At 72.8% G+C, this 20,345-nt stretch carries 19 protein-coding genes; 13 read left to right on the plus strand and 6 right to left on the minus strand.

The window, feature by feature from the left end:
* Window positions 1–29 precede the first annotated feature (29 nt).
* Genes D6B71_RS01050 through D6B71_RS01060 form a run of 3 tightly spaced genes read left to right on the plus strand, consistent with a single transcriptional unit; the run spans window position 30 to window position 3,246 of the window.
* Entirely contained in the window at window positions 30–1,388 is a 1,359-nt protein-coding gene (locus D6B71_RS01050; protein ID WP_121251146.1) for a glycosyltransferase family 4 protein, read from the plus strand.
* Window positions 1,382–2,134 (plus strand): class I SAM-dependent methyltransferase, encoded by a 753-nt coding sequence (locus D6B71_RS01055; protein WP_121251148.1) that lies wholly within the window; start codon window positions 1,382–1,384, stop codon window positions 2,132–2,134. Before D6B71_RS01050 ends, D6B71_RS01055 begins: the two co-directional genes overlap by 7 nt.
* Window positions 2,131–3,246: a prenyltransferase/squalene oxidase repeat-containing protein gene (locus D6B71_RS01060; protein WP_121251150.1), complete on the plus strand. Its 1,116-nt coding sequence runs from the start codon at window positions 2,131–2,133 to the stop codon at window positions 3,244–3,246. Before D6B71_RS01055 ends, D6B71_RS01060 begins: the two co-directional genes overlap by 4 nt.
* Here the strand turns inward: D6B71_RS01060 and D6B71_RS01065 are convergent.
* Both D6B71_RS01065 and D6B71_RS01070 read right to left on the minus strand, forming a co-directional pair.
* Window positions 3,230–3,703 (minus strand): heme-degrading domain-containing protein, encoded by a 474-nt coding sequence (locus tag D6B71_RS01065; protein WP_121251152.1) that lies wholly within the window; start codon window positions 3,701–3,703, stop codon window positions 3,230–3,232. The two genes, D6B71_RS01060 and D6B71_RS01065, sit on opposite strands and share 17 nt — an antisense overlap.
* Window positions 3,703–4,431 carry a class I SAM-dependent methyltransferase gene (locus D6B71_RS01070; protein ID WP_276310976.1) on the minus strand — a complete coding sequence of 243 codons (729 nt, stop codon included), beginning with the start codon at window positions 4,429–4,431 and terminating at the stop codon, window positions 3,703–3,705. Before D6B71_RS01070 ends, D6B71_RS01065 begins: the two co-directional genes overlap by 1 nt.
* Before the next feature lie 70 nt (window positions 4,432–4,501).
* Here D6B71_RS01070 and D6B71_RS01075 point away from each other — a divergent pair, with 70 nt between their 5' ends.
* Window positions 4,502–6,643: an acyl-CoA dehydrogenase family protein gene (locus D6B71_RS01075; protein ID WP_121251153.1), complete on the plus strand. Its 2,142-nt coding sequence runs from the start codon at window positions 4,502–4,504 to the stop codon at window positions 6,641–6,643.
* A gap of 290 nt (window positions 6,644–6,933) precedes the next feature.
* Here the strand turns inward: D6B71_RS01075 and D6B71_RS01080 are convergent, their stop codons facing one another.
* The gene (locus D6B71_RS01080) at window positions 6,934–8,175 is read right to left on the minus strand and encodes an alpha/beta hydrolase (RefSeq protein WP_206051495.1); all 1,242 of its coding nucleotides are present in this window, start codon (window positions 8,173–8,175) and stop codon (window positions 6,934–6,936) included.
* Window positions 8,176–8,363: 188 nt separating this feature from the next.
* On the opposite strand from D6B71_RS01080, the gene D6B71_RS01085 reads away from it, so the two are divergent.
* On the plus strand, window positions 8,364–9,809 hold the full coding sequence (locus D6B71_RS01085) for a WS/DGAT/MGAT family O-acyltransferase (protein WP_121251157.1): 1,446 nt from the start codon (window positions 8,364–8,366) through the stop codon (window positions 9,807–9,809).
* 9 nt (window positions 9,810–9,818) lie between these two features.
* Here D6B71_RS01085 and D6B71_RS01090 read toward each other — a convergent pair whose 3' ends face one another.
* Window positions 9,819–10,736 (minus strand): alpha/beta fold hydrolase, encoded by a 918-nt coding sequence (locus tag D6B71_RS01090; protein ID WP_121251839.1) that lies wholly within the window; start codon window positions 10,734–10,736, stop codon window positions 9,819–9,821.
* Window positions 10,737–10,824: 88 nt separating this feature from the next.
* Between D6B71_RS01090 and D6B71_RS01095 the strand changes: the two genes are divergently transcribed.
* The 4 genes from D6B71_RS01095 to D6B71_RS01110 are packed head-to-tail and all read left to right on the plus strand — an operon-like array spanning window position 10,825 to window position 15,702.
* A complete protein-coding gene (locus D6B71_RS01095; protein WP_240640913.1) occupies window positions 10,825–13,113 on the plus strand; it encodes an acyl-CoA dehydrogenase family protein in 2,289 nt (762 codons plus the stop codon).
* A complete protein-coding gene (locus D6B71_RS01100) occupies window positions 13,110–14,132 on the plus strand; it encodes a Zn-ribbon domain-containing OB-fold protein (protein ID WP_121251161.1) in 1,023 nt (340 codons plus the stop codon). Before D6B71_RS01095 ends, D6B71_RS01100 begins: the two co-directional genes overlap by 4 nt.
* Window positions 14,129–14,524, plus strand: a complete 396-nt coding sequence (locus tag D6B71_RS01105; RefSeq protein WP_121251163.1) for a MaoC family dehydratase — start codon at window positions 14,129–14,131, stop codon at window positions 14,522–14,524. Before D6B71_RS01100 ends, D6B71_RS01105 begins: the two co-directional genes overlap by 4 nt.
* Window positions 14,521–15,702, plus strand: coding sequence for a lipid-transfer protein (locus tag D6B71_RS01110; protein ID WP_121251164.1), 1,182 nt, complete (start codon window positions 14,521–14,523; stop codon window positions 15,700–15,702). The genes D6B71_RS01105 and D6B71_RS01110 overlap by 4 nt, the downstream gene beginning before the upstream one ends.
* Here D6B71_RS01110 and D6B71_RS01115 read toward each other — a convergent pair whose 3' ends face one another.
* Entirely contained in the window at window positions 15,703–16,446 is a 744-nt protein-coding gene (locus D6B71_RS01115) for a dienelactone hydrolase family protein (RefSeq protein ID WP_121251166.1), read from the minus strand.
* A gap of 26 nt (window positions 16,447–16,472) precedes the next feature.
* Between D6B71_RS01115 and D6B71_RS01120 the strand changes: the two genes are divergently transcribed.
* The 3 genes from D6B71_RS01120 to D6B71_RS01135 all read left to right on the plus strand — a co-directional run bounded on the left by D6B71_RS01120 (window position 16,473) and on the right by D6B71_RS01135 (window position 19,523).
* Window positions 16,473–17,039, plus strand: coding sequence for a 2'-5' RNA ligase family protein (locus D6B71_RS01120; protein WP_121251168.1), 567 nt, complete (start codon window positions 16,473–16,475; stop codon window positions 17,037–17,039).
* A 36-nt stretch (window positions 17,040–17,075) separates the two neighbouring features.
* Window positions 17,076–18,323 carry a DUF480 domain-containing protein gene (locus D6B71_RS01125; protein WP_240640914.1) on the plus strand — a complete coding sequence of 416 codons (1,248 nt, stop codon included), beginning with the start codon at window positions 17,076–17,078 and terminating at the stop codon, window positions 18,321–18,323.
* 90 nt (window positions 18,324–18,413) lie between these two features.
* The gene (locus D6B71_RS01135; protein WP_126688173.1) at window positions 18,414–19,523 is read left to right on the plus strand and encodes a hypothetical protein; all 1,110 of its coding nucleotides are present in this window, start codon (window positions 18,414–18,416) and stop codon (window positions 19,521–19,523) included.
* A gap of 64 nt (window positions 19,524–19,587) precedes the next feature.
* Here the strand turns inward: D6B71_RS01135 and D6B71_RS01140 are convergent, their stop codons facing one another.
* Window positions 19,588–19,791: a cold-shock protein gene (locus D6B71_RS01140; RefSeq protein ID WP_121251173.1), complete on the minus strand. Its 204-nt coding sequence runs from the start codon at window positions 19,789–19,791 to the stop codon at window positions 19,588–19,590.
* A 303-nt stretch (window positions 19,792–20,094) separates the two neighbouring features.
* Here D6B71_RS01140 and D6B71_RS01145 point away from each other — a divergent pair, with 303 nt between their 5' ends.
* On the plus strand, window positions 20,095–20,340 hold the full coding sequence (locus tag D6B71_RS01145; protein WP_121251174.1) for a hypothetical protein: 246 nt from the start codon (window positions 20,095–20,097) through the stop codon (window positions 20,338–20,340).
* The last annotated feature ends 5 nt before the right edge of the window (window positions 20,341–20,345 follow it).

Here is a 20,345-nt window from a genome sequence, read left to right on the forward strand (position 1 = left end):
GTTCACCGAGCAAGAGAGGGACGCGGCGAATGCGGATTGCACTGCTGTCCTACCGCAGCAAGCCACACTGCGGGGGGCAAGGGATCTACATCCGCCACCTCAGCAGGGAGCTGACCAACCTCGGCCACAGCGTCGAGGTGTTCTCCGGCCAGCCCTATCCCGAGCTCGACGAAGGCGTGGCGCTCACCAAGGTGCCGAGCCTCGACCTCTACCGCGAGCCCGACCCGTTCCGGGTGCCCAAGCCGCGCGAGTTCCGCGACCGCATCGACGTCGAGGAGTTCGCCACCATGTGCGTCGGCGGCTTCCCCGAGCCGAAGACGTTCAGCAGCCGCGTCGCCCGCCTGCTCAAGGACCGCGTCGACGACTTCGACATCGTCCACGACAACCAGGTGCTCGGCTACGGCATGCTCGACATCGAGAAGGCCGGGCTGCCGCTGATCACCACGCTGCACCACCCGATCACCTTCGACCGCCGCATCGACATGAAGTCGACCCGCAACCCGTGGCGCAAGCTCACGCTCAGCCGCTGGTACGGCTTCCTGCGGATGCAGGGCAAGGTCGCCCGCCAGGCTCGCAAGATCCTCACCCCGTCGGAGACCTCACGGCGCGACATCGCCAAGGACTTCGGGGTCGACCCGGCGCGCATGCAGGTCATCCTGCTCGGCGTCGACGACGCGTTCGTGCCGCCCACCAAGCCGCGCGTGCCGGGGCGCATCCTGGCCATGGCCAGCGCCGACGCTCCGCTGAAGGGCATCTCGACGCTGCTCGAGGCGTTCGCCAAGCTGCGCACCGAGCGCGACCTCGAGCTGGTGCTGGTCACCAAGCCCCAGGCCGGCGGGCGCACCGAGAAGCTGATCGACAAGCTCGGCATCAACGACCACGTGCGGTTCGTCCACGGCGTCAGCGACGCCGAGCTGGTCGAGTTGATGGGCTCGGCCGAGATCGCCTGCGTCCCCTCGCTCTACGAGGGGTTCTCGCTGCCCACCGCCGAGCTGATGGCCTGCGCGACGCCCCTGGTCGTCTCGCGCGCCGGGGCCATCCCCGAGGTGGTCGGTCCCGACGGGCTGTGCGCCGACATGGTCACCCCCGGCGACGTCGGCGAGCTGCAGCGGGCCATCGCCGCGCTGCTCGACGACCCCGAGCGCCGAGGCCGGATGGGGCGTGACGGCCGCCGCCGGGTCGAGGAGATGTTCAGCTGGCGCGCCGTCGCCGCGACCACCGCCGCGGCGTACGAAGAGGTCATCGTCGACTACCGCCGCGAGCGCGGGCTGCCGATCGACGACCTCGAGAACCTGCTGCCCACGCCGCGCCAGCCGGCCCCGCGTGGCGGCCCGGACGAATCCCTGGACAACGACCCCCTGGACGACGAGGAGAGGGCCACGTGCTGACCGTTGACTTCGACCGGCTCGGGCTGCGGCCCGGCGAGCGGGTGCTCGACATGGGCGCCGGCGGCGGACGACACGCCTTCGAGATGTACCGCCGCGGCGCCGACGTGGTCGCCTTCGACATGGACGCCGACGAGCTGGCGGGCGTGCTGGAGATCTTCGGCGCGATGAAGGAGAACGGCGAGGTGCCCGACGGCGCGAACGCCGACATCAAGCAGGGCGACGCCCTCCAGTTGCCGTTCGCCGACGACGAGTTCGACCGGATCGTCGCCGCCGAGGTGCTCGAGCACATCCACGACGACGTCCGCGCCATCACCGAGCTGGTGCGCGTGCTGCGCCCCGGCGGCACGCTGGCGATCTCGGTGCCCCGCTGGCTGCCCGAGGTCATCAACTGGAAGCTCTCGGCCGACTACCACAACGCCGAGGGCGGGCACATCCGCATCTACACCGACCACGAGCTCATCGACAAGGTCACCAAGGCGGGCCGGTTCAACAACGGCCTCCCTGGTGAGGCGATGGTCTTCGAGGGCAAGGACTACGCCCACGGCCTGCACGCGCCGTACTGGTGGATCAAGTGCGCCGTGGGGGTCACCAACGACGACCACCCGGCGGCCCGCGCCTACCACAAGCTGCTGGTCTGGGAGATCATGAAGCAGCCCAAGGCCCTGCAGTACGCCGCGAAGGTGCTCGACCCGCTGATCGGCAAGAGCATGGTGCTCTACTTCCGCAAGCCGGAAGCCCACGCATGAGCCTGCCGCACGTCGACGGCGTCCTGAGCGCCGCCGAGATCGCCGAGACCGCGGCGTCGATCAAGGCCATGCAGGAGCCGTGCGGCGCCGTGCCGTGGACCACCGGCGAACACGTCGACATCTGGAACCACGTCGAGGCCGCCATGGCGATGCTCGTCGGCGGCGAGGTCGAGGCTGCCGAGGCGGCGTACGCCTGGGTGCCGACCATGCAGCGTCCCGACGGCTCCTGGCCGATGAAGATCGTCGCGGGCCAGGTCGACGACCCCCGCGGCGAGGTCAACATGTCGGCCTACTTCGCCGTCGGGGTGTGGCACCACTGGCTGGTGCGCAACGACATCGGGTTCGTGCGGCAGCACTGGCCCTCGGTGCGCGCCGGGCTCGACTGGGTGGTCAGCCAGCAGCTGCCGTTCGGGGGCATCAACTGGACCCCCACCGAGGACGGCGCGCTGCTCGCCGGGTCCTCGAGCATCTACCAGTCGCTGCGAGCCGGCGTCGCGCTCGCCGAGCTGATGGACGACCCGCAGCCCGAGTGGGAGCTCGCCGGCGGCCGGCTCGGCCACGCGGTGCGCGAGCACCGCGACCTGTTCCTCGACAAGGCCACCTACTCGATGGACTGGTACTACCCGGTACTCGGCGGAGCGGTCCGCGGGCCGGCCGGCGTCGAGCTGCTCGAGAGCAAGTGGGACCACTTCGTGCGCCCCGGCCTGGGCATCCTCTGCGTCGACACGAACCCGTGGGTCACCGGTGCGGAGACCTGCGAGCTCGCGATGGCACTCGACGCGCTCGGCGACCACCGGCGCGCCCGGCAGCTGCTCGCCGACATGCAGCACCTCCGTGACGAGGGCGGCAAGTACTGGACCGGATGGGTCTACGAGCTCACCCCCGAGCAGGAAGAGGAGTACGCCGCCCAGGGCGGGGTGAACTGGCCGCCGGAGTGGACGACCTACACCGCGGCCGCGGTCGTGCTCGCCGTCGACGCGCTGGGGGAGACCTACGGTCACGCCACCCCGGGCTCGGGGATCATGCGCGGCACCTCGCTGGCGCCGCACTTCGCCGAGCTCGCGCTCGAGTGCGGCTGCCCCTCGGCCGAGACCGTCAGCGCCGCTCGCTGAGGAAGGCCTCGAGCACCTCGACGACGAGGCGGTGGTCGTCGAGCTGCGGGAGGCCCGACACAGCGATCGTGCCGACGCAGCCGGTGTCGCGCACCAGCACCGGGAACGCGCCGCCGTGTGCGGCGTACCGGCTCGGGTCGAGGCGGGCGTCGGCGTCGAACGACTTGCCGTCGACGCGGAACTCCTCGCCCACTCGCAGCGAGGAGCGGCCGTAGCGGTCGACGACGGCGCACTTGCGCTCCAGCCATCCGTCGTTGTCCGCCGAGGCCCCCGGCAGCGCGGCGTGAAAGAGCCGCTGGCCGTTGCGGCGTACCGAGATCGCCACCGGCAGCCCGGCGGCGAGCGCCGCGTCGCGCAGGGCGACGCCGACCGCCCAGGCGGTCTGCTCGTCGAAGCTGTCGAAGACCAGGCGCTGCTCCTGGGCGGCCAGCTCGTCGAGCAGCTCTCGCGACGTCATCAGCCGACCCGCTCTCCGACGTCGCCGGCCGTGCGGCGCAGGACGCGCATCGACCCGACCGCCTCGACCTCGGTGAACGCGCCGCTCTGGAGCGCGCGGAGGAAGACGTGGTACGGCGGCTGGCCGCCGTCGGCGGGATCGGGGAACACGTCGTGGATCACCAGCAGACCGTCACGCATCAGCCAGTGCGCCCAGCCGGTGTAGTCGTTCTGCGCGTGCTCCTCGGCGTGGCCGCCGTCGATGAAGAGCATCGACAGCGGCGTGCGCCAGTGGGCGGCGACCGTGGTGGAGCGGCCGACCACGGCGACGACCTGGTCCTCGAGCCCGGCCCGCGCCAGCGTCTTGCGGAACACGGGGAGCGTGTCCATCAGCCCGAACTCGTCGTCGACCAGCGTGGCGTCGTGGTGCTCCCATCCGGCCTGGTTCTCCTCGGAGCCGCGGTGGTGGTCGACGGTGAAGACGACGGCCTGGGGGCCGCCGACCGCACGGGCGGCCGCGCCGAGATAGATCGCGGACTTGCCGCAGTAGGTGCCGACCTCGAGGACGGGTCCGTGGGAGAGCCGCTCCCGGGCCGCGCGGTGCAGCAGCAGTCCCTCGTCCTCGGGCATGAAGCCCTTCGCGGCTCGGGCGTGGGCGAGCAGGTCGGCGGGCATCCCGCTGGCGTCGGGGCTGGCCTCGGGGCTGGCATCGGGGCTGGCCTTCGGGCTGGTCGGGGAGGTCGTGGACACGGGGAGACCCTAGTCCCCCCGCGCATCAGGCTAGGATTGGAACACGTTCTAGTTCACGGGAAGGTCGGGCATGTCGATCGGGATCTCCGAGGAGCACGTGGAGCTGGCCGCGAGCCTACGCAAGTGGGCGGCGGCCGCCGCCGGCGCCGCAGCCGCCCGCGATGCCGAGAACGACCCCGAGACGGGGTTCGGCCAGGTGTGGAAGGGGGTCGTCGAGATGGGGCTGCCCGGCATCGGCCTCCCCGAGGCGGTCGGTGGCGGTGGCGGCTCAGTGCTCGACGTGGCCGTCGCCCTCGAGGCCTGCGCCCACGAGCTGCTGCCCGGCCCGCTGCTCGGGGTCACCGTCGCTGGAGCTCTGCTGGGCGAGACCCCCGGCCTCGGCGAGCGGATCACCGCCGGCGCCCACCTCGCGATCGGCCCGTCGCCGACCCTGCGCCTCGACGGCGACCGACTCGTCGGCACCGTCGAGATCGTGTGGGACGCTCCCGCAGCCGAGCTGCTGCTGCTCGGCGCGACCGGCGAGCAGGGCGAGCGGTGGTTCGTGCTCCCCGGCGACGCAGCGATCACCACGCCCCACCCGGTGCGCGACCTGACCCGGCGGACCGGCTCGGTCCGGGTCGACCTGCCGATCGCCGACACCGTCGCCGTGCCGCACCTCGACGCGGAGCTGCTGCACCGCACCATGGTCACCTTCGCCGCTGCCGAGGCCGCGGGTGTCGCCCGCTGGTGCCTGCAGACCGCCGTCGACTACGCGAAGGTGCGCGAGCAGTTCGGCCGCAAGATCGGGTCGTTCCAGGCGGTCAAGCACCTGTGTGCCGAGATGCTCGAGACGGCCGAGGCCGTCACCGCGGCGGCCTTCGACGTCGCGAACGCGGCGTTCGGTGTCGACGACGGTGGCGACGACCAGTGGGCGTTCGCCGCCGACGTCGCCCAGGTGACCGCGCTGGACGGCGCGGTCGAGGTCGCCAAGTCCTGCATCCAGGTCCTCGGTGGCATCGGGTTCACCTTCGAGCACGACGCCCACCTCTACCTGCGCCGGGCGATGACACTGCGCGGGCTGCTCGGAGACGGCGACGAGGCCGCGCTGCGGCTCGCGGGGCGCGCCGCCGACGGCGTACGGCGCCGGGTCGAGGTCGACCTCGAGGGCCGCGACGAGGCGGTACGCGGCGAGGTGCGGGCGAGTGTCGAGCGGATCGCGGCGCTGCCCGAGGACCAGCGGCGCGCGGCGCTGGTGGACGCCGGCTACCTCACCCCCCACTGGCCCACGCCCTACGGCTTGTCGGCCGACCCGGTGCAGCAGCTGGTCATCGACCAGGAGCTGGCCCGGGCGTCGGTCACGCGGCCCGACCTGGTCATCGCCGGATGGGCGCTGCCGACGATCCTCGAGCACGGCACGCCCGAGCAGCAGGAGCGCTTCGTGCGGCCCTCCCTGCTCGGCGAGCTGGTGTGGTGCCAGCTGTTCTCCGAGCCCGGCTCGGGCTCCGACCTGGCCTCCCTGCGCACTCGCGCGGAGCGGGTCGAGGGCGGCTGGCGGCTGACCGGGCAGAAGGTGTGGACCTCGGTCGCCGATCGCGCCGACTGGGCGATCTGCCTGGCCCGCACCGACGCCGACGCGCCGCAGCACCGCGGCATCAGCTACTTCCTCGTCGACATGCGCAGCGAGGGCATCGACGTGCGCCCGCTGCGCGAGATCACCGGCGAGGCGCTGTTCAACGAGGTGTTCCTCGACGAGGTGTTCGTGCCCGACGACTGCCTGGTGGGCGGGCTGAACGAGGGGTGGAAGCTGGCCCGCACCACGCTCGCGAACGAACGGGTCGCGATGGCCACCAGCCGGCTCGACAAGAGCACCGAGCGGGCGGTCTCGCTCGCTGCCCGTGGCGGGCTGAGCGACGCGCAGCTGGTGCGGGTGGGCCGGGCCGTGGCGCTCTCGACCGTGTGCACGCTGCTCGGCGTGCGCACCACCCTCCGCTCCCTGGCTGGCCGGGGACCGGGCGCGGAGTCGAGCGTCGCCAAGCTGCTCGGCGTACGCAACCGCCAGGACGGCTCCGAGTTGGTGGTGCGGCTGCTCGAGGAGCGGCTGGTGGCCGACGGGGACGAGGTGCGCGAGGCGGTGTGGGAGATGCTCAACACCCGTTGCCTCTCGATCGCCGGTGGCACCACCCAGGTGCTGCGCAACGTCGCGGGAGAGCGGATCCTCGGCCTCCCGCGTTAGCGCCGACCCGCCGTTCGTGGTGGGTGGTGGGGCGGTGACCTGCCGTTCGTGGTGGGTGGTGGGGCGGTGACCTGCCGTCCGTGGTGGGCAGGGGCCCCGGCGCTCCGGATCAGCGGTTCCCGAGCATGGCCAACCACGAGTGACGGCTCAGCGGGGATCGGCCAACCACGAGTGACGGGTCAGCTGGGATGGGCCAACCACGAGTGACGGGTCAGCGGGGATGGGCCAACCACGAGTGACAGGTCAGCGGGGATGGACCAACCACGAGTGACAGGTCAGCGGGGACGCGATCAGCCGCGGCCGTGCTCGCGGCGCCAGCCGTTCCAGTGCCAGTGCAGGTAGCGGTCGATGGCGCGGACCACGTGGGAGCTGCGGATCGAGGGGAAGACATCGAAGGCGTGCTGGGCGCCGGGCAGTTCGGCGTACACGACGGTCGCCCCGCCCTGCTCGCGCAGCCGCTCGACGAAGAGCCGGGCCTGCTCGACCGACACCAAACCGTCGTGGGTGCCGTGCAGCACGAAGAAGTCCGGTGCCTCCTTGGTGACCCGCAGCAGGGGAGAGGCGGCCTCGAAGACCTCGGGCGCGTCCTCCCAGCGCTGCCGCACGATGCGGGGCGCGAGGAACTTGTCGCGCATCAGCTCGGCGCTGCGCAGGCCGGTGCACCCGGCGAAGTCGTAGACGCCGTAGTGGGGCACCGCGACCTGGACGCTGGTGTCGACGTCCTCGAAGCCGGGCTGGTACGCCGGGTCGTTCGGCGTGACCGCGGCGAGCGCGGTCAGGTGCCCGCCGGCGGAGCCGCCGGTGATCGCGATGTAGTCGGGGTCCCCGCCGTGCTCGGCGATGTGCTCGCGGATCCAGGCGATCGCCCGCTTGACGTCGACGATCTGGGCCGGGAACGGGTCCCGCGGTGCCAGGCGGTAGTTGATCGCCACGCACACCCAGCCCTTGGCGGCCATGTGCTGCATCAAGGGGATGCCCTGCTGGTCCTTGTTGCCGATCGTCCACCCTCCGCCGTGCACCTGGAGCAGCACCGGGGCGCCGCTGACCTCGCGGCCGGCGGGCCGGTAGACGTCGAGCAGGCCGCGCCGGCCGTGCTCGGGGGCGTAGGGGAGGTTGCGCAGCACCTCGACCTCGTCGGTGCGCATCCGGAACGGGTAGACCAGCTTGCGCCACGGCACGGCGAGGTCGGCGGGGGTGGGCTTCGCGTCGAGCTGCTCGACGTAGTCGTAGCCGATGCCCTCGACCAGGGCGTCCTCGGCCTGCTGCTGCACCTGGCGGGCCAGGTGGATGAGGTAGCCGAGGCCGGCCGCGCTGGCCGCGGCGACCGCCAGGCCCCGGCGCTGGCGACGCGCGCCTCCGCGGGCCACCTGCACGGCTGCGTCGGCCGCGGTGATCCCGAGCAGCTGCGGCGCGAGCTCGCTGGTCAGCCAGCCCGGGAAGAACGTGGCCAGGCCGCCGCGGAAGCCCGGCACCGGACGGATCGCGTTGGCGGTGAGTGCGGCGGTCACGAGCTGGCGGCGCAGGAACGACATGGAACGCATTCTAGTTAACTCGGGCTGCGCCCGGCCGGGGCTCCGTCCGGCGGAGGGGGAGCGCACCGAGCCCGTCACCGGTTCCCCGCCTTTCGCGGCGCCCTCGGGGTGACCGCGCTCACACGAAGCGTCGTACGCTGTGCCTCGTTGGAAGGTGGAACCTGTTTCACTTCCGGGAGGTCAAGGCCGTGGATCGTCTGTCCGGACTCGACGCCAGCTTCTTGTACCTCGAGACGCCGGCGCAGCTGCTGCACGTGTGCGGGGTGATCGTGATGGATCCGGCGACCGTGCCGGGCGGCTACAGCTTCGAGGAGTTCCAGGCCGAGCTCGACAACCGGGTGCGCGACGTGCCCGCGTTCACGCGGCGGTTGCGCCGGGTGCCGCTGGATCTGGACCACCCCGTGTGGGTGCGCGACACCGACTTCGACGTCGAGCGGCACGTGCACCGGCTGGCGCTGCCTAGGCCGGGCGGCTACCGCGAGCTCACCGAGCTGACCGGCCACCTGGCCGGGCTGCCGTTGGACCGCTCCCGCCCGCTGTGGGAGATGTGGGCCATCGAGGGGTACGACGGCGGCGACGGCCGCGAGCTGGTCGCGGTGTTCTGGAAGATGCACCACGCGACCGTCGACGGCGTCTCGGGCGCCAACCTGGTCTCCCACCTGTGCAGTCTCGAGCCCGACTCGCCACCGCTGGGCGGCGCCGAGGACCGGTTCGGCCGCGACCCGCGCAAGCTGGAGCTCTTCGGCCGCGCCCTGGTCGGCAACGCCACGCGCCCCTTCGCCGCCGTCAAGCTGCTGACGCCGTCGGTGCAGCTGATCACCAAGACCGTCGAGCGGGCGCGCGCCGGGACTGCGATGGCGGCCCCGCTGACGGCGCCGCGCACCTCCTTCAACGGCACCATCACCTCGCACCGCACGATCGGGCTGGGCGACATGGACCTCGGCGACGTCCGCGCGGTCAAGGACGCCAGCGGCACCACCGTCAACGACGTGGTGCTCACGGTCGCCGGCGGCGCGCTGCGCTCCTACCTCGAGGATCGTGGCGAGCTCCCCGACGACTCGCTGCTGGCGACGGTGCCGGTCTCGGTGCGCGAGGTGTCGAGCCGAGACGGGGGCGCGAACAAGGTCTCGGCCCTGTTCGCCAAGCTCGGCACCGACGAGCCCGACCCGGTGGAGCGGCTGCGCGAGATGGCGCGCCGCAACCGCAACGCCAAGGAGCACCACAACGCGATCAGCGCCGACGCGCTGCAGGACTGGGCGCAGTTCGCGGCGCCGCGCACGTTCGGGCTCGCGATGCGCGCCTACGCCAATCTGCGGTTGGCCGAGCGGCACCCGGTGGTGCACAACCTGGTGATCTCGAACGTGCCCGGGCCGCCGGTGCCGCTCTACTTCCTGGGCGGGCGGATCCAGGCGCTCTACCCCCTGGGGCCGGTCTTCCACGGCGCCGGGCTCAACGTCACGGTGATGTCGAACAACGGGCAGCTGCACGTGGGTGCGATCGCCTGCCGGGAGTCGGTGCCCGACATCGACGCGCTCGTGTCGCGCTTCCCCGAGGAGCTGGCGCGGCTGAAGGCGGCGGTGCTGGGCGAGGGTGCCGCGACGCCGATCAGGGGACGCCGCACGTCCCGATCCTGAGGCGGAGGCTCAACCGGCGGCGGCCCGCCGGCGCGCGTCGACGGTGGCGGCCGCCTCCAGCAACGCCGGCACGAACTTCTCCGACTCGAGCACGCAGCCGGCGTGCCCGGCGTCGACGTCGTGCACGGTGGCGCCGGGGATCATCCGGGCCAGCGCCAGCTGGCGGGCGGTCGGGATCACCCGGTCGCGCTGGTTGACCACCACCGCCGTGGGCACGTCGATGCGCCCCAGCCAGGGCCGCGAGTGGTGCCGGCTCAGCGCCGCCAGCGCCTGCCCGATCGCCCAGGGGCTGGTGCGGCGGAACTCGCTGAGCACCCAGTCGTGCATGTCGCCCTTGAACACGCCGACGGCCTCGCCCACCAGGCGGGAGGCGTGCACGGCGGTGCGGGAGCGGGAGACGCCTCGCGCTCCTGCCATGGAGACCTCGACGCCGGCGAGGAAGAGCCGTTCGGCGGGGGTGTTGCGGAAGCGGTCGGTGGTCGCGCACAGCACCAGGCCGCGCACCAGGTCGGGGTGCTGGCGCCAGGTGCGCTGGGCGACGATCGAGCCCATCGAGTAGCCGGCCACGATCACCTCGCGCAGGTCGAGGACCTCGGCCAGTGCCGCGACGTCGTCGGCGCAGTCGACCAGCGAGAACGACTCGCTCTGGATGCCCCGGCCGTGCCAGCGCTGGTCGAGGGTGACCACCCGGAAGCGCTGGGACAGCGGCCGGATCGCGGGGAACCAGGTGAGCAGGCCGGTGCAGCCGAGCGCGTGCAGCAGCACGATCGTGGGCGAGTCGGGCGTCGGTCCGGGGGTGTCGGTGACGTAGGTGGAGCCGCGCCCGGGCAACTCGACCATCTCGCCTTCGGGGATCTGGGTCCACGGCACATAGATGCGACGACGCACCAGCTGGCGCGGCAGGGCGCGGGGTGAGAACGCGACCATCGGGGCCTCCCTTCGGTCAGCCGGTGCGACTAGACTAGAACAGGTTACAGTTCTCGCGCAGGTACCCCCGACCGGCAGGAGTCACCCGGTGACGCAGGCATCGACGACAACGTCCCCCGCCCCACCCACCCGCGCTCAGGACGACGAGTCGAGCGCCGCCGTGCGGGCCGTCGTCGCCGAGGTCCTCGACCGGTCCGTCGGCGACCCCGCGGCCGACTGGGCGGCACTCGCCGGGGCCGGACTGCTCGGCCTGCCGGTCCCCGAGGCCCACGGCGGGGAGGGGCTGGGCCTCCCCGAGGTCGGGGTGCTGCTGCGCGAGACCGGAGCCCGTGCCGTGCAGCTCCCGCTCTGGGAGACGCTGTGCTGCGCCACCTTGACCGTGGCCGCAGCCGGCTCCGCCGCACAGCAGGAGGCGCTGCTGCCGGGCGTCGCGGCCGGCGAGACCCTGCTCGCGCCCGCCCTGCGCGAACCCGGTCGCCGCCTCGCCGCCGATCCCACCACCGCCTACGACGACGGCGCGGTCACCGGCCGCAAGATCGCGGTCACGTACGCCGACCAGGCCGACCGCCTGCTGGTCACTGCCGCGACGGGCCGGGGCACGGTCGTGGCGGTGGTCGACCCGCGGGGCCCCGGGGTCACGCTGCTGCCGTCCGGCTCCTCGACCGGGCGCCTCCAGCACACGATCGTGCTCGACGGCGCTCCGGCGGAGCTGCTCGGCGACGGCCCGGACGGCCACCCCGACGCGGCGCGCATCCTGCGCGAGCACGCGGTGGCCGGGCTGGCGCTCACCGCCGCCGGGGTGGTCTCGGGCGCCCGTGACCTGACCGCCGGCTACGTCAAGGAGCGCGAGCAGTTCGGTCGCCGGCTGGCCGAGTTCCAGGCGGTGGCCCAGCAGGTCGCCGACGTCTACATCGCCTCGCGCACCATCGACCTGGCCGCCGACAACGCCGCGTGGCGGGTCTCCGCCGGCCTGCCGGCTGACGACGACCTCGCGGTCGCGGCGTACTGGGTCTGCGCGCAGGCGCCCGCCGCGCTGCGCACCTGCCACCACCTGCACGGCGGGATGGGCGTCGACGTCACCTATCCGCTGTCGCGCTACTTCTCCTGGGTCACCGACCTGGTGCACGCCCTCGACACGGGCGCCGAGCAGGTGCCGGTCGAGAGTCCGGCGGCGAAGAACCTCGAGCTGAGCGAGGACCAGCGCCGGCTCAAGGCCGAGCTGCGGCAGTACTTCCACACGCTCGCCGCCGAGGGCGAGCACCGCGAGGCGGCGCTGCGCGCACCCGCGATGGGCCCGCTGCCCGACCCGCAGGCCACGGCCGTCGACCGGCACGGCGAGTCCTACCAGCGCACGGTGCGCCGGATGGGTCGTGACGGGTGGATGGGCGTCGGCTGGCCCCGGGAGTACGGCGGCCACGGTCTCGGCGAGGTCGAGCAGACCATCTTCGCTAACGAGGCCCAGCACGCCGACGTGCACCTGCCCGCGGTCACGCTGCAGACGGTCGGCCCCACGCTGATCCGCTACGGCACCCAGAAGCAGAAGGACCTGTTCCTGAAGCGGATCCTCGAGGGTGAGGTGCACTTCGCGATCGGCTACAGCGAGCCCGACGCCGGCACCGATCTCGCCTCCCTGCGCACCACGGCGCGCCGCGACGGAGACCACTACGTCGTGAACGGCCAGAAGCTGTGGACCACCGGCGGCCACCAGGCCGACTACCTGTGGCTGGCGGTGCGCACCGACCCCGACGCCCCCAAGCACAAGGGCATCTCGATCCTGATCGTCGACACCTCCGACCCCGGCTACTCCTGGACCCCGATCATCACCGCCGACGGCTCCCACCACGTCAACGCGACCTACTTCAACGACGTGCGGGTGCCGGTCGACATGCTGGTCGGCGAGGAGAACCAGGGCTGGCGGCTGATCACCACCCAGCTCAACCACGAGCGGGTGATGCTCGGGCCGGCCGGACGCATCGAGGGGCTCCGCGACCGGGTCGCGTCGTGGGCGGGCAAGGCCGGAGTCCTCGACCGCCCCGACGTGGCCGCGACGATGGGCCGGGTGACCGCGGCCTTCCGGGTCAACGAGCTGCTGAACTGGGAGGTCGCCCGGGCCGCGGCGACCGGCGAGGTGTCGGTCGGCGACGCCTCCTCGTCGAAGGTGTTCGCCGCCGACCAGGTCCAGCACCTGCTGGCCGAGCTGACCGCGGTCGTGCACCGCTACGGAGACCCGGCCGAGCCGGAGACGGGAGCGTTGATGGACTATCTCGACGCCCAGAAGAAGCGCAACCTCGTGCTCACCTTCGGCGGTGGGGTCAACGAGGTGCAGCGCGAGCTGATCGCGATGTTCGGCCTGGGCCTGCCCAAGGTGCCGCGATGAGCCACCCCACGAGCGCGACCGCGGAGCCGCTGGTCGACCCCGCCGTCCACGAACAGGTGATGGCCGAGGCCGAGCGGATCAAGGCGCTCGGCGAGGCGTCCGAACGGCTCGCCCGCGACCCGGTCAACCAGCCGACGATCAGCAACTGGCTCGAGGCGATGGGCAACGACAACCCCCGGTTCCGCCAGGGCGAGGCGCCGCCGTCGATGGTGCAGGTGTGGACGATGTACGGCCTGGGCGGCAAGGCACCGGCCGACGACCCGCTGCACGCGATGATGAACGTGCTGACCGACACGGGCTTCACCGCCGTGCTGGGCACCAACTGCGAGCAGAGCTACGAGCGCTACCTGCGGGTCGGCGAGCAGCTGCGGGTCACCACGGCCCTCGACTCGGTCGTCGGCCCGAAGAAGACAGCGATGGGCGTCGGCTACTTCGTCACCTCGCGCAGCACCTGGTACGTCGACCACGAGGACGGCAGCGCCGAGCAGGTCGCCTCGATGCTGTTCCGGGTCCTGAAGTTCGTGCCCACACGGGCGGTCCAGCCCCCCGTGGACCCCCCGGAGGCGTCCGTGGCGGACGCGGCTGACGGACCGGACGCCAGCCGTTTCGTGCTCCGCCCCATGAAGAACCGCGACACCGAGTTCTTCTGGGAGGGCACCGCGGCCGGCGAGCTGCGCGTGCAGCGGTGCAACGCCTGCGGGGTGCTGCGGCATCCGCCGGGCCCGGCCTGCCCGTCCTGCGGTGCGCTCGACCGCGGGCACGTGGCCGCCTCGGGCCGCGGCACGGTCTTCTCCTACGTCGTGCACCGCCACCCGCCGGTGCCCGGCCGCGAGCTGCCCATCCTGCTCGTCCTCGTCGACCTCGACGAGGGCGTCCGCATGGTCGGCGAGCTCGTCGACACCGAACCCACCGAGGTCGAGATCGGGATGCCGGTCCAGGTCGACTTCCGCCGCGTCGACGACGACCTGACCCTGCCGGTCTGGCGACGGACCGGCCCTGCCGAAGGGAGCCGCGCATGAGCCGCACCATCGCCGTCGGCGACCAGCTGCCCACCTGGGAACTGCCGCTGACCCCGACCACCGTGGTCAGCACCGCGATCGCGACCCGCGACTTCCAAGACGTCCACCACGACCGCGACATCGCCCAGGCGGCCGGCTCGAAGGACATCTTCGTCAACATCCTCACCAGCAACGCCCTGGTCGAGAAGTACGTCACCGACTGGGCCGGCCACGGCGCCAACCTGCGCGGGATCGCGATCCGCCTCGGCGCCCCCGCCTACCCCTACGACACCCTGTCCTTCACCGGCACGGTGGCCGCCGTCGACGACGGCGTCGCCACCATCGAGGTGACCGGGGCGGTCTCGCTCGGTGCCCACGTCACCGGCACGGTGCGGATCGAGGTGCCGGCATGACCGGCGACACCGGCAGGACGCTGAGCCGGCAGACCGCCATCGTCGGCATCGGCGCCACCGAGTTCTCCAAGGAGTCCGGCCGCTCCGAGCTGCAGCTCTCCGTCGAGGCGGCGCGGGCCGCGCTCGCCGACTGCGGGCTGACCCCCGCCGACGTCGACGGGCTGACCACCTTCACGATGGACACCTCCAGCGAGATCGCGCTCGCCCGCGAGCTCGGCATCCCCGAGCTCCGGTTCTTCAGCCGGATCAACTACGGCGGCGGGGCCGCCTGCGCCACCGTGCAGCAGGCGGCCATGGCCGTCGCCACCGGCGTCGCCGACGTCGTGGTCTGCTACCGCGGCTTCAACGAGCGCTCGGGCAGCCGGTTCGGCCAGTTCAGCGTCGCCGCGGCCACCCAGGTGAACACCAACGGTCTCGACAACGCCTGGACCTACCCGATGGGGCTCGGCACCCCCGCCGCCACCGTGGCGATGCAGGCGCGGCGCTACCTGCACGAGTACGGCGCCACCTCGGAGGACTTCGGCCGGGTCGCCGTGGCCGACCGCCGGCACGCCGCCACCAACCCGAACGCGTTCTTCTACGGGAAGCCGATCACCCTCGAGGACCACCAGGCCTCCCGGATGATCGCCGAGCCGCTGCACCTGCTCGACTGCTGCCAGGAGAGCGACGGGGCGGTCGCCCTGGTGGTGACCTCCGCTGACCGGGCGCGCGACCTGCCGCACCCCCCGGCGTACGTCGTGGCGGCGGCGCAGGGCAGCGGGCGCGACCAGTTCGTGATGACCTCCTACTACCGCGACGACATCGGCATCCCCGAGATGGGCGTGGTCGGCCGGGAGCTGTGGCGCCAGTCGGGCCTCGGCCCCGACGACATGGCGATGGGCGTGCTCTACGACCACTTCACGCCGTACGTGCTGATGCAGCTCGAGGAGCTCGGCTTCTGCGGGCCAGGCGAGGCGAAGGACTTCATCGCCGACGGCGCGATCGAGATCGGCGGCCGCCTGCCGCTCAACACCCACGGCGGCCAGCTGGGCGAGGCCTACATCCACGGCATGAACGGCATCGCCGAGGGGGTCCGGCAGGTGCGTGGCACCTCGGTGAACCAGGTGCCCGACGTGCAGCACCTGGTGGTCACCGCGGGCACCGGGGTGCCGACCAGCGGGCTGGTCCTCGGCCGCTGATCAGCGGCCCAGGCGCTCCTCGAAGAAGCCGAGCACCGCGTCGACGGCCTCCTGACGACGGTGCTCGGTGACGGTCGAGTGTCCGCGCCCCGGCAGGTCGACGCGCAGGAACGCGTCGCCGAGCTCCTCGCCGAGGCGGTCGAACCTGGATCCGGTCATCGGGTCGCGCTCGAACTGCAGCCCCAGCACCTGGCATCCGCCGGCCGCCCGCTGCCTGACCGCAGCGAGGTCGGCGGGGGAGAGGTTGAGGTCGCCGCGCCGGCGGCGGCCGACCGCGAACGGCACCGACGGCTGGCACAGCACCGGTGCGGCCACCGAGGTGTCGACCATCATCGCCAGCGCGAACCCGCCGGTGAAGCACATGCCGAGCGCGCCGACGCCGGGACCGCCGAGCTCGGCGTGCAGGGTCCGGGCCAGGCTCCGCAGCCAGCCGGCGACAGGGGAGGTGACCCCGGTGGCGAGCTTGGTGAACTCACGGCTCACGCAGACCTGACCCAACGCCCGGGCCAGCGTCGGCGCCGAGGGCTCGGCACCGGTGCGGCCGAACAGCTCGGGCAGCACCACGGTGTAGCCCTCGGCCACCAGCTCCTCGGCGAACGCCACCACCTTCGGCGTGAGGCCCGGGATCTCGTGGATCACCACCACGCCCGGGCCGGTGCCGCGGCGGTACGTCGGGTGGCTGACGCCCTGGTGCGTGTGCGTGCCGCGGGTCCAGCCCGCCAGGAGCAGGGTGTCGGTGCTCATGTGCGGAGTATGGGTACGGTCGCGGCATGTCGGAACCACCCGTCTCAGCGCCGTCGACCGGGGAGCCGGCCGGTCCGGCCGGCCGGGACCGGCGCCGGCACGCCCTGGAGCTGGTGCCCGACGAGGCCGGGCAGGAGGCGGTGCGGCGCGACTGGCAGCGGCTGCGCGACGCGGGGCTGCCCTCGCAGCTGGACCACCGGGGCCCCACCAACGCACCGCACCTGACCGTGGTCTCGGCCCCGGAGCTGCCCGAGGCCGCGCTCGACGTCGCCCGGGTGCGCCTGGGCGCGCTGCTGCCCGTCCGGGCGCGAGCGGCCGGGATCCTGCTCCTGGGTGGCCCGCGGCTGACCGTGGCCAGGGCCGTCGACCTCGACGACGACGTCGTACGCCGGGTGCTGGCGGTGCGCGTGCAGGTGCCGGACCGCGACCACGTCGGGTGGCTGCCGCACGTGACCCTCGCCCGCCGGCTCGATCGGTCCGACGCCCAACGGGCACTCGACGTGCTCGGCCACGACGACGTGGTGCTGCGCCTCTCCGAGCTGCGCCGCTGGAATCCCGACCGCGGTTGGGTGACCACGATCGCGCAGGCCTGACCCGTCAACGTCGACGGCGTGCTCTACCGTCGACCCGTGGCCGACGTCATCGACCCCGAGACCCCGCTGGACCCGCCTCTCGACCCTCCACTGGACGCCGAGGAGCAGCGGGTCCTCGGCGCCCTGCTCGAGAAGCAGGTCACGGTCCCGGCCAGCTATCCGCTGACGCTGAACAGCCTGCGCACCGCCTGCAACCAGAGCAGCAGCCGAGACCCCGTGGTGGCCTACGACGAGGCGGGCGTCGAGGCGACGGTGCGGCGGCTCAAGGAGCGGGGCCTGGTCAAGGTGGTGTGGGCCGACCGCGGCCCGCGCACCCTGAAGTTCCACCAGCTGCTCAGCCACCAGCTCGAGCTCGACGATGCCGAGCGCTCCGTGGTCACCGTGCTGCTGCTCCGCGGCGCGCAGACGCCCGGCGAGCTGCGGGCCCGCACCGAGCGGCTGCACCCCTTCGCCGACCGAGACCAGGTCGAGGCGTGTCTCGCGGGCCTGGCCGCGCGGTCCCGGCCACTGGTGCGCGAGCTCGAGCGGCGTCCCGGCCAGCACGACCGCCGGTGGACCCATCTGCTCGGCGCCGTCACCGAGCCGGCTGTGGCCGCCGCGGCGCCCGCCGTGGACCGCGAGAGCGTGCTCGCCGCCGGCCCCGAGGCCCGCGACGCCAGGGTGCGCGCGTCCTACGACGCGGTGGCCGCGGCGTACGCCGAGCGGCTGGGCGACGAGCTCGCCGGTCAGACGTTCGAGGCCTGGCTCCTCGACCGGGTGGCCGCGGAGGCGGCCGGGGGGCAGGTCGTCGAGGTGGGGTGCGGGCCGGGCCATGTCACCGCGCACCTGGCGGCGGCGGGTGCCGACGCGAGCGGCCTCGACGTCTCGCCGGCGATGGTGGCCGAGGCCCGCCGGAGGTTCCCCGAGGGGCGCTACGACGTCGGCGACCTGCGCCGGCTGATGCGGCCGAACTCCGCGGCCGGCTGGTCGGCGGTGCTCGCGTGGTACAGCCTCATCCACCTGGCGGCCTCCGAGCTGCCCGACGCGGTCGCCGCCCTCGCACGACCGTTGTTGCCCGGCGGCCGGCTGGTGTTGGCGCTGCATGCCGGCGCGGGGGTGCGCCACAACGCCTGCTGGTTCGACGTGCCGGTCGACCTCGACGTGGTGCTGCACGACCCGCACGACCTCGTCGCGATCGTGGGGGCGGCCGGACTGGTCGACGTCGAGTGGTACCACCGGGGCCCGCTGGCCGGTCGCGGCGAGACCACCGAGCGTCTCTACGTGGTGGCACGCAAGCCTGCCTGAGTGCGACGGTGCCTGATCGAGCGCGGCGACCGGGCGCTGTGGTGGGACCGGGGTGTTGCTACCACGCCTGGGTTCTTTACTCTGCGACGCATGACGCAGCCTCCTGCCGGTCCACCTCCTGCCGGACCTCCTCCCGCTGGACCACCTCCCGCCGGTCCACCGCCGACCACCCCGGAGAGCCCCTCGCGCGGCCACGGCGCCCTCCCCCCGAAGGAGGACCTGCTCCGCGGGGCCGACCGGGTGCTGGTCGCCCTCGGCGTCGGGCTCCTGGCAACCGCGGTGGTGGTCTCGACGCTCTACACGCGTGACCGAGGCTTCCTCGACGGCACGAACTTCGCCATGGGGGTGCTCGCCAGCCTGGCGCTGCTCGGCGTCGCGGCCGCGGGCTGGGTGCTCGACCGCGCCCGCGACCGCGAGACCGACCTGGTCGCCTGGCCGGGGGCCTTCGGCGTCGTCGGGGTCGGTCTGATGATCGGCGTCCTCATGGACGACAACCAGGCCACCGCCTACGTCGTGGGGCTGGTGGTCGCGGCTCTCGCAGCGGGCGGCTACCTGCTCACTCGGCGGTCACCGTTCGTCCTGGTCGCCGTGGCCGGGCTTTCCGCCTTCTACAGCCAGGCGATCGAGGACATCTTCGACCTCGGCGAGGGCGGCGACAACGCTGCTGCCGGCGCGAGCGCCGCCCTGCTGGTCTTCACGATCGCGGTGACCGTGGCGGCCTGGTGGCTGCCCGAGCGCGTGCTCGTGGGTGTCACCGTCGGCGCGGTCGCCGTGCTCGGCAACGCGGTGCTCCTGATCGGCCTGGGTGTGCTCGCGGCGGTGCAGACCGCGTTCAGCGCCTTCGAGATGCCCGAGCTGACCTTCGACGACCTCGAGGAGGGGAGCGGCGACCTGTCCGCCTTCCAGCCCGAACGGTTCGACGCCTACGACAACGACGTGTGGACGATCGTGGCGTTCACGATGCTGCTGGTCATCGGCTGGGCAGCCTGCGCCCTGCTCACCCGTGCGGTCGGCTACCGGCTGCTGGTCGTGGCCGGACTCGCGCTGGTGGTGCCCGTCGCGCCCCTAGCGCTGTCGGCCGACCACCCGACGTACTGGGAGCTGGTCTTCGCCGTCCTCGGCGGTGCGGTGTTGGCGATGGTGCTGGCGCGGGTGCTGTTCGCCCGGCGTGCCGAGCCGGCCGGGAGGCCACCCTCCTGAAATGACCGACGGCGGCCACGATGCGTGATCGTGGCCGCCGTCGGCGGTGGTGCTGGGGGTCTGGTCAGACCGCGCGCACGTTCTCGGCCTGGGGGCCCTTGGGGCCCTGGGTCACGTCGAACTCGACACGCTGCTCCTCACGGAGCGACTTGAAGCCGGTGCCGCTGATCGCGGTGTGGTGGACGAACACGTCCGCGCCGCCGCCATCCTGGGCGATGAAGCCGAAGCCCTTGTCGTCGCTGAACCACTTCACGGTGCCTTGCGTCATGCGTATTCCTCTTCGATTCGATGCGTGGAGGACGCACTTCGCCCGCCACGGAGCTGAAGACATCTGCAGGGCGACCTGATGTCCAGCGGAAGCGAGAACCAAGGAACGATGCGATGAACCGGTGCCCGCGAGGCGGGCGCACGAGGGAGTTGGATCCCTTCAACACCCCCCACCGTAGCAGTGTCCGGGGGCGGCGACCCCATCGCAGCCGGGCGGCATGATCCCGACCGGCCGGGGGAACCGCAGTGTCGGTGGCGGGTGTCCGCCCGCCGGCCCACACCGACGACGAGAGAAGGGCAGTCGATGGCGACGTACGACGCAGACCTGCAGGCGGCCGTGGACGCCACCTCGGTGGCCAAGGACGCCGGGGAGGTCGAGCCGGGCGGTCTGGCCGACTACCTGCGCCGAGAGCTGGCCGAGCGCGAGATCGAGACCAGCGACGACGCCTGGGTGCAGATGGTCGTCGAGAACATCGAGCGCGACCCGAACTTCATGGTCGACACCGAGCCGAGCGACTACACCTCGCCGGAACGGGGCCAGGAGTCCTGACCCGC

The sequence above is a fragment of the Nocardioides ferulae genome (genome assembly GCF_003660455.1).
Classification (GTDB): domain Bacteria; phylum Actinomycetota; class Actinomycetes; order Propionibacteriales; family Nocardioidaceae; genus Nocardioides; species Nocardioides ferulae.

Bases quoted from the DNA above. Each gene is read 5' to 3' on its own strand.
- D6B71_RS01050 (WP_121251146.1), top strand. From the start codon at position 30: ATGCGGATTGCACTGCTGTCCTACCGCAGCAAGCCACACTGCGGGGGG.
- D6B71_RS01100 (WP_121251161.1), top strand. From the start codon at position 13,110: ATGAGCCACCCCACGAGCGCGACCGCGGAGCCGCTGGTCGACCCCGCC.
- D6B71_RS01060 (WP_121251150.1), top strand. From the start codon at position 2,131: ATGAGCCTGCCGCACGTCGACGGCGTCCTGAGCGCCGCCGAGATCGCC.
- D6B71_RS01145 (WP_121251174.1), top strand. From the start codon at position 20,095: ATGGCGACGTACGACGCAGACCTGCAGGCGGCCGTGGACGCCACCTCG.
- D6B71_RS01120 (WP_121251168.1), top strand. From the start codon at position 16,473: ATGTCGGAACCACCCGTCTCAGCGCCGTCGACCGGGGAGCCGGCCGGT.
- D6B71_RS01090 (WP_121251839.1), bottom strand. From the start codon at position 10,736: ATGGTCGCGTTCTCACCCCGCGCCCTGCCGCGCCAGCTGGTGCGTCGT.
- D6B71_RS01075 (WP_121251153.1), top strand. From the start codon at position 4,502: ATGTCGATCGGGATCTCCGAGGAGCACGTGGAGCTGGCCGCGAGCCTA.
- D6B71_RS01140 (WP_121251173.1), bottom strand. From the start codon at position 19,791: ATGACGCAAGGCACCGTGAAGTGGTTCAGCGACGACAAGGGCTTCGGC.
- D6B71_RS01080 (WP_206051495.1), bottom strand. From the start codon at position 8,175: ATGTCGTTCCTGCGCCGCCAGCTCGTGACCGCCGCACTCACCGCCAAC.
- D6B71_RS01065 (WP_121251152.1), bottom strand. From the start codon at position 3,703: ATGACGTCGCGAGAGCTGCTCGACGAGCTGGCCGCCCAGGAGCAGCGC.
- D6B71_RS01135 (WP_126688173.1), top strand. From the start codon at position 18,414: ATGACGCAGCCTCCTGCCGGTCCACCTCCTGCCGGACCTCCTCCCGCT.
- D6B71_RS01105 (WP_121251163.1), top strand. From the start codon at position 14,129: ATGAGCCGCACCATCGCCGTCGGCGACCAGCTGCCCACCTGGGAACTG.
- D6B71_RS01115 (WP_121251166.1), bottom strand. From the start codon at position 16,446: ATGAGCACCGACACCCTGCTCCTGGCGGGCTGGACCCGCGGCACGCAC.
- D6B71_RS01110 (WP_121251164.1), top strand. From the start codon at position 14,521: ATGACCGGCGACACCGGCAGGACGCTGAGCCGGCAGACCGCCATCGTC.